The sequence below is a fragment of the Actinoplanes hulinensis genome, assembly GCF_019429605.1.
Lineage (GTDB): Bacteria > Actinomycetota > Actinomycetes > Mycobacteriales > Micromonosporaceae > Actinoplanes > Actinoplanes campanulatus.
This window is the reverse complement of the sequence record NZ_JAHXZI010000002.1, coordinates 212762-221682: the sequence shown is the minus strand read 5'-3', so window position 1 is coordinate 221682 and position 8921 is coordinate 212762. Positions and strand designations below refer to the sequence as shown.

10 protein-coding genes are annotated in these 8921 nt (G+C 70.4%); 3 read left to right on the top strand and 7 right to left on the bottom strand.

The window, feature by feature from the left end; all coding sequences use genetic code 11:
* Positions 1-32: 32 nt before the first annotated feature.
* Positions 33-887 carry an oxygenase MpaB family protein gene (locus tag KZ829_RS04800; protein ID WP_220142619.1) on the top strand — a complete coding sequence of 285 codons (855 nt, stop codon included), beginning with the start codon at positions 33-35 and terminating at the stop codon, positions 885-887.
* Between the two features lie 127 nt (positions 888-1014).
* Here KZ829_RS04800 and KZ829_RS04795 read toward each other — a convergent pair whose 3' ends face one another.
* From KZ829_RS04795 to KZ829_RS04765, 7 genes are all read right to left on the bottom strand, one after another.
* Positions 1015-1827, bottom strand: a complete 813-nt coding sequence (locus tag KZ829_RS04795; RefSeq protein WP_220142882.1) for a RecB family exonuclease — start codon at positions 1825-1827, stop codon at positions 1015-1017.
* A gap of 95 nt (positions 1828-1922) precedes the next feature.
* Complete coding sequence (locus KZ829_RS04790; RefSeq protein ID WP_220142618.1) at positions 1923-2540, bottom strand: MarC family protein; 618 nt, start codon at positions 2538-2540, stop codon at positions 1923-1925.
* 51 nt (positions 2541-2591) lie between these two features.
* Positions 2592-3443 (bottom strand): PHP domain-containing protein, encoded by an 852-nt coding sequence (locus KZ829_RS04785; protein WP_220142617.1) that lies wholly within the window; start codon positions 3441-3443, stop codon positions 2592-2594.
* Positions 3444-3471: 28 nt separating this feature from the next.
* Positions 3472-4287 carry a PH domain-containing protein gene (locus KZ829_RS04780; RefSeq protein WP_220142616.1) on the bottom strand — a complete coding sequence of 272 codons (816 nt, stop codon included), beginning with the start codon at positions 4285-4287 and terminating at the stop codon, positions 3472-3474.
* A 9-nt stretch (positions 4288-4296) separates the two neighbouring features.
* The gene (locus KZ829_RS04775; protein WP_173476757.1) at positions 4297-4455 is read right to left on the bottom strand and encodes a hypothetical protein; all 159 of its coding nucleotides are present in this window, start codon (positions 4453-4455) and stop codon (positions 4297-4299) included.
* A 128-nt stretch (positions 4456-4583) separates the two neighbouring features.
* On the bottom strand, positions 4584-5246 hold the full coding sequence (locus tag KZ829_RS04770; protein ID WP_311733675.1) for a DUF6758 family protein: 663 nt from the start codon (positions 5244-5246) through the stop codon (positions 4584-4586).
* 78 nt (positions 5247-5324) lie between these two features.
* Complete coding sequence (locus KZ829_RS04765) at positions 5325-5957, bottom strand: TrmH family RNA methyltransferase (protein WP_220142615.1); 633 nt, start codon at positions 5955-5957, stop codon at positions 5325-5327.
* Positions 5958-6409: 452 nt separating this feature from the next.
* On the opposite strand from KZ829_RS04765, the gene trxA reads away from it, so the two are divergent.
* Both trxA and KZ829_RS04755 read left to right on the top strand, forming a co-directional pair.
* Complete coding sequence (gene trxA, locus KZ829_RS04760; protein ID WP_220142614.1) at positions 6410-6802, top strand: thioredoxin; 393 nt, start codon at positions 6410-6412, stop codon at positions 6800-6802.
* A 112-nt stretch (positions 6803-6914) separates the two neighbouring features.
* The gene (locus tag KZ829_RS04755; protein WP_220142613.1) at positions 6915-8849 is read left to right on the top strand and encodes an intein-containing Rv2578c family radical SAM protein; all 1935 of its coding nucleotides are present in this window, start codon (positions 6915-6917) and stop codon (positions 8847-8849) included.
* Positions 8850-8921: the final 72 nt, after the last annotated feature.

Below are 8921 nucleotides of genomic sequence, written 5' to 3'. Positions count from 1 at the left end.
GAAAACCGCGACGCCGTGGCAGGCTGGAGGGCATGACGGGAGACGTCGGGCTGTTCGGACCGGACTCGGTCACCTGGAAACTGCACCGCGAACCCATTCTGATGCTCGGCGGCCTGCGCTCGCTCTATCTCCAGGCGCTGCATCCGCGAGCGGTGGCCGGTGTGGCACAGAATTCCGGCTATCGGGCCGACCCGTGGGGTCGGCTCATGCGCACCTCGGACTATGTCGGGACGGTCGTCTACGGCACGACCGACGAGGTCCGGCAGGCGGCGAGCCGGCTCCGGCGGCTGCACGCCCGGATGTCGGCGACCGATCCGCGGACCGGGGAGCGCTTCAGGATCGACGAGCCGGATCTCCTGCGCTGGGTGCACGTGGCCGAGGTCGAGTCGTTCCTGACCACCGCCGTGCGTGCCGGGGTGGACCTCACGCCGGAGGAGATCGACGGCTACTACACCGAGCAGCTCCGGTCCGCCGAGCTGGTGGGCCTCGACCCGGCGACCGTCCCGGCGACCGCGGCCGAGGTGGCGGCCTACTTCACGGCGATGCGCCCGGAGCTCGGCCTGACCAGGGACGGCGCGGAGGCCGCCGTCTTCCTCACCGTGCCGCCGATCCCCGGCCACTGGGGTGGGCTGCCGTTCCGGCTCGGCCTGACGCTGGGCCCGGCCCGGTGGGCCTACTTCGGCATCGCCGGGACGGCGCTCGGCCTCCTGCCCGCCTGGGCCCGCAAGATGTACGGCGGCCTCGGCTGGCCCACCACCGACCTGGCCGCCGCCCTCTCGGTCCGAGGCCTGCGCGCCCTGATCGCCGGTGTCCTGGCCACCCTGCCCGAGCAGTACCGCATGGCCCCACTACGCCGAGCCGCCATGGAACGAGCCGGCCTGGTCTGACCCCCAGCCAGGCGGGCTCGGCCCGAGCAGCCAAGCAGCCCGGCCAGGCAGCCGAGCGAGGCCGGGCAGCCGGGCCGAGCGGGACCGGACAGCCAGGCGGGACCGGGCCGGGACGGCCGAAGGTGGCCTAACTGTTCAGGTGCTCGACCGCTGTCCACGGCTCCTTCGCCACGGCGTCGGCTCCGGCCGGGCACACCTTGCGGAAGTCGCACCACCCGCACAGTGACCCCGGATTGACCGGGAACTGCTCGTCCGGGTCGGCGCCCGCCGCCACCGCCTTCTCGGCCGCCATGATGTCGAGGGCGGTCTCCTCGGCCCGGCGCACCTGCCGGGCCAGTGACTCCTCGGTGTGCTCGTGGGTGGCCACCGTGCCGGTGGGCAGGTGGTGCAGCTCGACACGGCGGCACGGCCTCCGGAAGACCCGCTCGGCGGCGTACGCGTACAGCGCGAGCGCCTGCGAGCCCCGGGCGTCGTCGGAGCTGAGCCCGGACCGCCCGGTCTTGTAGTCGACGATGACCGCCTCGGGCCCCCGGGAGTCGATGCGGTCGGCCCGCCCGTTCAGGGCCAGCACCGAGGTCTTGGTGGCGACCACCCGCTCGACGCCGAGTGGCTCCTCCTCGGGGTCGAGGGTCGCCACATAGCTCTCCAGCCAGTCGAGAGCCCGGCGGTAGACGACCCGCTCCTGCTCGACGTCGCGATAGCCCTCCCGCACCCAGGTGGCCTTGAGCAGGGTGGGCAGCGCCTCGGGCTCGCGCCGCTCCGGGGCGAGGGCGAACCAGTTCTTCAGCGCCGTGTGCACGCTGGCGCCGAGGGAGTTGTGCGCCCACGGCGGGCCTTTGGGCGGGCTGGGCCGGTCGACGTAGGAATACCGATACCGGCGTGGGCAGTCGGCATAGGCCCCGAGCTTGCTCGGCGTGCAGACGAAGAGTCGCTCGGGCATGCCGGCGAAGCCGAGCTGCTCGGGGACCGCGGACCTGGTGGCACGTGATCGGGTGGGGGGCACGGAACAATCCTGCCAGCATCCCCCGGCAAAACTCAGACCATGGCCGTGTAGGACTGCACGAAGGCGAACACCGCGTCGGCGATCAGCTGTACGGCGATGGCGGCCAGCAGGAGGCCGGCGATCCGGGTGAGCACCTCGATGCCGGCCGGGCGCAGCAGCCGGACGATCAGCCCGGAGAACCGCAGGACCAGCCACACGCAGGCCATCACGGCCAGGATGGCGGCGGCCAGGATGAGGTATTCGTCGCCGCTTTCGGCACGCTGGACGAACAGCATGGTGGCGACGATGGCGCCGGGTCCGGCGAGAAGTGGGGTGCCGATCGGCACGAGTGCGACGTTGCTGGTGCCGGCCTGTTCGGCGGGCTCGTCGGTCTTGCCGGTGAGCAGTTGCAGCGCGACCAGCACCAGCAGCAGGCCGCCGGCCGCCTGGAGGGCCGGGAGCTGCACGTGCAGGTAGTCGAGGAGGGTCTGTCCGGCGACCGCGAACCCGACGATCACGCCGAGGGCGAGCAGCACTGCCTGGGTGCCGGCCCGGTTCCGGGATTTCGCCTGCATGGAGCCGGTGAGCGCGAGGAAGACCGGGACCATGCCGGGCGGGTCGACGATCACCAGCAGCGTCACGAAGAACTCGCCGAACAGCTTGACATTCACCCGATCAAGGTAGGTGCCGGGATGCTCCGGCGCTGGCCGGTGCGTCGAGTGTCACCCCAGGACCGGTACTCCGGCCGCCGCCGAGACGATCTTCTCGTACGCCTCGGGGTCGGTCTTGAACGCTCCCAACTGGACCGCCTTGTGCGTACCGTGAAAGTCGGATGATCCGGTGACGACCAGGCCGAGCCGGTCCGCCAGAGCCCGCATCTGGGCCCGCTCGGCGGGCGTGTGGTCCTCGTGATCGGCCTCCAGGCCGAAGAGGCCGGCCCGGGCCAGTTCGGCGATCAGTTCGTCGGGCACCACCCGCCCGCGCTTGGTCGCCCGCGGATGAGCGAAGACGGCCACCCCACCGGCCTCACGCACCGACCGCACGGCATCGAAAACATCAAGATCAGACTTTGGTACGAAGTAGCGCGCGCCCAGCCACGCGGAGGCGAACGCCTCGGTGGTGGTCCGCACGAGACCGGCTCTGATCAGCGCCTGGGCGATGTGCGGCCGCCCGATCGAACCGCCGGCCGCGTATCCGCTCACCTCGGCCCACGAGATCGGCACACCGTCCGCCCGCAGTTTCCCGACGATCTTCTCGGCCCGCTGCTCCCGGTCCTCGCGGAGCCGGGCCAGCTCGCCGGCGAGAACCGGCTCGGCCGGGTCGAACAGGTAGGCGAGCAGGTGCAACGGGATGGCCGGCTCGGCTCCGTGCCACCGGCAGGACAGTTCGGCGCCACGCACCAGGCGCAGGCCGGCGGGCCGGGCGGCGGCGGCCTCGTCCCAGCCGCCGGTGGTGTCGTGGTCGGTGATCGCCATGACGTCGAGTTTGGCGGCGGCTCCGGCCCGGACCAGCTCGGCCGGGGTGAACGTGCCGTCGCTGGCGGTCGAATGACAGTGCAGGTCGATTCCGGTCACCGCTGTCACGCTACCGCCGGGCGGCCGCTCAGGCGTCCTCTCCCTCGTCGTCCTTGCCGAGACGGGCCTCCACGGCCTGCGGCTCGTACATCTCCTCGACCACCCGCAGGTACAGCTCGTTGGGGTTGGGCAGGTGCTTGACCTCGCGCAACGCCTGGTCCTGGCCGGCCGACTCGAGGACGAACGTGCCGTAGCTGAGCATGCGCCCGAGAGCCGACTGTTCGTACTTCATGTCGGTCACCCGCAGGAGGGGCATCATCGCCACCTTCCGGGTGACGATGCCGTTGACCACCATCACCCGCTTGTTGGTGAGGATGAACCTGTCGAAATACCAGTCGAAGACCTTCCAGGCCACCCAGCTGATCACGCCGAGCCAGATCAGCACGGCGACGGTGACCAGACCGTCGAGGTCCTCCTGGCGGGTCAGGAAGCCGGCCAGGTAGCCGAGTGCGAGCGTGGCGGCGACGCCGATGCCGAGCGGCTTGGAGAGGTGGATCCAGTGTCGTTTCCACTCGCCGCGGTACCGCTCGGTGGGGAACAGGTAGCGGGCGACCAATGTGGTCGGCTCGTCCTCCAGGGGGAGGAAGCGGCGCGGTCCGCCACCACGGTCGAGCCCTTCCAGCTCCTCGGCGGTGAAGCTGGGAGCCTCGTACTCCTCCGGCTCGTCGTAGACGTCGGAGGGTGAGCGGCGGCGCCCGTACGCCGGATCGTCCTCATAGAGGTCGCCCTCGGCGTAGCCGGAGTCGTCGTCGAAGGCCGGGTCGCGGTACCCGTAGCTCTCATCGTCATCCCGAGGGCGACGCGCGCCCTCGCCTCGCGGGTCGCGCGGCTCACCAGGATCCATGGAGAGATGCTATGCGACGAGGTCCGTGAAGAAAGTGCCGAAACCACGCGCGATGTCCGCGATCGTGCCTCCGAGTGACTCGAACACCGCCGCGGCCGAACTCGGGTTGAAGGCGATGAAGAAGATCAAGAATGCAATACCAAGCCAGGTGAGGACCTTCTTGACCATGGGGGCCTTCTCCTCCGGTGCGGGATACGTTCTGCGCCGCGGCAGTACTGACGGTATCAGCTTCGTCGCTTCGTGTGAACAAAGTGGCCAGAAAGTCGATTGCCATAGCCGCAGGTCACACCTAAGAGTCAGGCACGACCGTGCAGGAACGGCGACGGCGCTCCGAACACGAGCTCGGACGGCACCCCCTCGGAGAGGTCGTGCAACACGACATGCTCCGCGAGTAGATAGCCCGCACTCGCGGGCCACGCTACCGCATAGAGCCACATTCCTTTGGCCTCACTCACGTAGGCGCTTCGATCTTCCGGTGACTTGACACACCACAGTGGAGTGGGATGCCCGGCCGCCTTGATCTTCGCATGTGGACCGGCGTGTCCACCCCGGTCGGCCAGCGCCTCGGAGAGCAGGTGACCGGGGTCGAGACCGGGTATGCCGGCGAACCTGGTGCCCAGTCCGACACCGGGCTGCTCGGCGATCAGGGCGAGGTCCGCGGGCCCGCCGCCGAGCGGCTCGGGACCGCTGCACGTGAGCACGGTCGCCCGCACCCCGAAGCGGTCGTCGCCGGACCAGCCCACCCCGGTGACCATCCACCCGGAGGGCAGCGGCCAGGGGCACCAGAGCGGAATCCGCTCGGCGCTCGACGCGGACTCCCGCAGCACCGTTCCGACGATCTCCGCACTGATGTGCTCGGCCACATGGAACGGCGGAACGTCGCCACAGTTGTCGCACCGCCAGTTGCTGTGCATCAGGTCCGGCTTCCGAACCTGTGCACCACATCTGGGGCAACTCACCGTGACACCCACACTCCATACCGTGCTGCCCTGGGGAGCCCCCGTCAAGCGAATCGGCAGAAGACGGGCTGATCAGGGTCAGGCCGGAGGCGGGCCGGCATGCGCCCGGATCCACGCGTGCATGGCGATGCCGCTGGCCACACCGGCGTTGATCGAGCGGGTCGAGCCGTACTGGGCGATCGAGAAGAGCTGCGTGCAGGCCGCCCGCGCCGGCTCGGACAGGCCGGGACCCTCCTGGCCGAACAGCAGGACGCAGCGGCGCGGCAGGGTGACCGTCTCCATCGGCCGCGAGCCGGGCAGGTTGTCGATGCCGATCACCGGCAGGTCCTCGCCCGCCGCCCACGCCACGAAGTCCTCGATCGCCGGGTGGTGCCGGACGTGCTGGTAGCGGTCGGTCACCATGGCGCCCCGCCGGTTCCACCGGCGCTGCCCGACGATGTGGACCTCGGCGGCCAGGAACGCGTTGGCGTTGCGCACCACGGTGCCGATGTTGAAGTCGTGCTGCCAGTTCTCGATCGCGACATGGAAGTCGTGGCGCCGGGTGTCCAGGTCCGCGACCACGGCCTCCCGGCTCCAGTACCGGTACCGGTCCACCACGTTGCGGCGGTCGCCCTGATCGAGCAACTCCGGATCCCAGTGCTCACCGGCCGGCCGCTCACCCACCCAGGGACCGACTCCGACCTCGGTGGATATGTCCTCGCCCGCCGTCATGGGGCGATAGGCTACCGATTCCGCCGGGGGCGACTCACCCGGCAGGAGACGCAATGAGCGGCGGGGCCCTCCCCGGCACCCGCCGCCCACGCTCTGTTGGGAAAGAGTTTGCCTCACCGTCCGTATCCATGTGAAGGACTTTCAAATGTGAGGCAGCTCACATTTAAGTAACTTAACAGTTTACGGCCGCCATGGCATCGCTCCCACCGCGCTTCCACGGGCTGGACAAACCGCCCATCCAGACTTGATCAGGTACGGAAACGTCAACACAATCGTGTCAGCAACCAGACACCGAGCGCCTACTTTCGGTTACGATGGGGCGCCCATGGTCGTTTGACGGTCCGAAACCCGAGGGTGCCGTACGCCACGTGTGGCGGCGCACAACACGGGAATGATGGATGGGTGCCAGGAGTTCCACCCGACGAAAGCGAATTCCCGCAGACGGAGGCATCATGGCGACGGTTGCGCTGACCGCAGCGAACTTCGACGAGGTCACCAGCAAGGACGGCATCGTCCTGGTCGACTTCTGGGCCAGCTGGTGCGGGCCCTGCGTAAGCTTCGCGCCCACCTACGAGCGCTCCTCGGAGAAGCACCCGGAGATCACCTTCGGCAAGATCGACACCGAGGCCGAGCCGGCTCTGGCGCAGAAGTTCGACATCCGGTCCATCCCCACGATCATGGCGGTGCGCGACGGCATCGTCGTCTTCTCCCAGCCCGGCGCGCTCCCCGCGTCAGCCCTGGAGAGCCTGATCGAGAAGGTCGCGGAGCTGGACATGGACGAGGTGCGCGAGCAGCTGGCCGCGCAGCGCAAGGCCAAGGACCCGACGGCCGCCGCACGCGGCTGACCCGGCCCGACGAGAAAGGCCCGCGAACCGGTTCGGTTCGCGGGCCTTTTTTCGTACGCTCGTTCGAGCAAGGTCATGGACAGGCCATAGAACGTGTGTTCGAATACCTGCCATGCGATGGTCCCACCTGTCGGCTCAGCCCGGTGACGGCTCGCTCCCGGACAGGGCGGCGCCGGCGGCTCCACCCCTGCCGCTGGCGCTGCCCGGCGCCACCGTGCGCCGGTTCGACACTCCCGGGTTCGCCGGGATGACGTTCTACGAGATCCACGCGAAATCCCTGATCAACCGGGTTCCCGGCGCCTCGCGGGTGCCGTTCGAGTGGACCGTCAACCCCTATCGCGGCTGCTCGCACGCTTGCACGTACTGCCTGGCCGGTGACACCCCGATCCTGCTCGCCGACGGCTCCACCCGGCCGCTGGCACAGATCCGGCCCGGCGACGCGGTGATGGGCACGATGGGCGCCGGGGCACACCGGCGATGTGTGCCCACCACGGTCCTCGACCACTGGGAGACCAGCAAGCCGGCGTTCCGGGTGACGCTGGCCGACGGGACCCGTCTGGTGGCGAGCGGCGACCACCGCTTCCTCACCGACCGCGGCTGGCGGCACGTCAGCCCGGCCGAGCCGCACCAGCCGGCGCTCGCCGTCGGGGACCTGATGTTCGGGGTGGGCCACTTCGCCGAGCCGCCCAAGGAGTCGCCCGACTACCAGTCCGGGTTCGTCTGCGGCCTGATCCGGGGTGACGCGTCCGGGTCCGGGGTGGCGGTCGAGGGCGACGCCTGGGTGCGGGCCGACGCCTATCTGGACGACGTCTCCCTCACCGAGGCGGTGCGCTGGCCCGAGCTGCCCAGCAGCGACTGGTTCCGCGGCTTTCTGGCCGGCGCCTTCGGTGCGGTCGGGCGGACGGATCGGCTGGCCGTGGTCCTGGAGAGCACCGACGTCGGTTATCTGCGGTGGATCGTGCACGCCCTGACCCATCTCGGCCTGGTGGCCCGGGGCCCGGGGCCGGTGCGGCCGGGCGCGACCGGCCGGGTGGAGACCGAGCGCCACCTCGACGCGGCGCTGCGCTTCCGGCACCTGACCGGCGCCTCGATGGGCCCGCTGGACGCCTCCGGGGTCGGGGTCCGCGGGGAGCGGCGGCTGGCCGTCGCCGACATCGAGGAGCTCGGGCTCACCCTGCCGCTCTTCGACATCTCCACCGGGACCGGCGACTTCATCGCCGACGGGGTGGTCAGTCACAACTGCTTCGCCCGGAAGACCCACACCTATCTGGATCTCGACGCCGGCCACGACTTCGACAGCCGGGTCCTGGTGAAGGTGAACGCCGGTGAGCTGATCCGCCGGGAGCTGGCCGACCCGCGCTGGGCCGGGGCGCCGATCGCGATGGGCACCAACGTCGACGTCTACCAGCGGGCCGAGGGCCGCTACCGGCTCATGCCGGAGATTCTGGCGGCGCTGCGCGACCACGCCAACCCGTTCTCGATCCTCACCAAGGGCACCCTGATCCTGCGCGACCTCGACCTGCTCCGGCAGGCTGCCGAGGTGACCCGGGTGGGGCTGGCGGTCTCGGTCGGCTTCGTGGACGAGACGGTCTGGCGCTCCGCCGAACCGGGCACGCCGAGCCCGGGCCGCCGGCTGCAGGTGGTCCGGCGGCTGACCGACGCCGGCTTCGCGGTCAACGTCCTGATGGCCCCGATCCTGCCCGGGCTCACCGACACCGACGAGTCGATCGACGAGACCGTGGCCGCGATCGCAGCGGCCGGGGCCGTCGGTGTGACGCCGCTGGCGCTGCATCTGCGCCCGGGCGCCCGCGAGTGGTTCGCGTCCTGGATCGGCCGTGAGCACCCGCACCTGCGGCCGCGCTACCGGGAGCTGTACGGCAACGGAAGCTACCTGCCCCGGGCCTACCAGGACGAGATCGCGGCCCGGGTGCGGATGGCGACCAGACGGCACGGCCTGCACCGGCCGGCGGCTCCGGTCGGCGATCACCGCCCGGCCGGTGACGCACCCGCGGCCCGCCCGGTTCACGACCAGCTCACCCTGCTGTGACGCCCGGCCATGGCCGCGGTGCGGGGCCGGGGAAACCACCCGACCTCGCCCTACCGGACGTGGATAGAGTTC

Bases quoted from the DNA above. Each gene is read 5' to 3' on its own strand.
- KZ829_RS04800 (WP_220142619.1), top strand. From the start codon at position 33: ATGACGGGAGACGTCGGGCTGTTCGGACCGGACTCGGTCACCTGGAAA.
- KZ829_RS04795 (WP_220142882.1), bottom strand. From the start codon at position 1,827: ATGCCCGAGCGACTCTTCGTCTGCACGCCGAGCAAGCTCGGGGCCTAT.
- KZ829_RS04780 (WP_220142616.1), bottom strand. From the start codon at position 4,287: ATGGATCCTGGTGAGCCGCGCGACCCGCGAGGCGAGGGCGCGCGTCGC.
- KZ829_RS04775 (WP_173476757.1), bottom strand. From the start codon at position 4,455: ATGGTCAAGAAGGTCCTCACCTGGCTTGGTATTGCATTCTTGATCTTC.
- KZ829_RS04765 (WP_220142615.1), bottom strand. From the start codon at position 5,957: ATGACGGCGGGCGAGGACATATCCACCGAGGTCGGAGTCGGTCCCTGG.
- trxA (WP_220142614.1), top strand. From the start codon at position 6,410: ATGGCGACGGTTGCGCTGACCGCAGCGAACTTCGACGAGGTCACCAGC.
- KZ829_RS04755 (WP_220142613.1), top strand. From the start codon at position 6,915: ATGCGATGGTCCCACCTGTCGGCTCAGCCCGGTGACGGCTCGCTCCCG.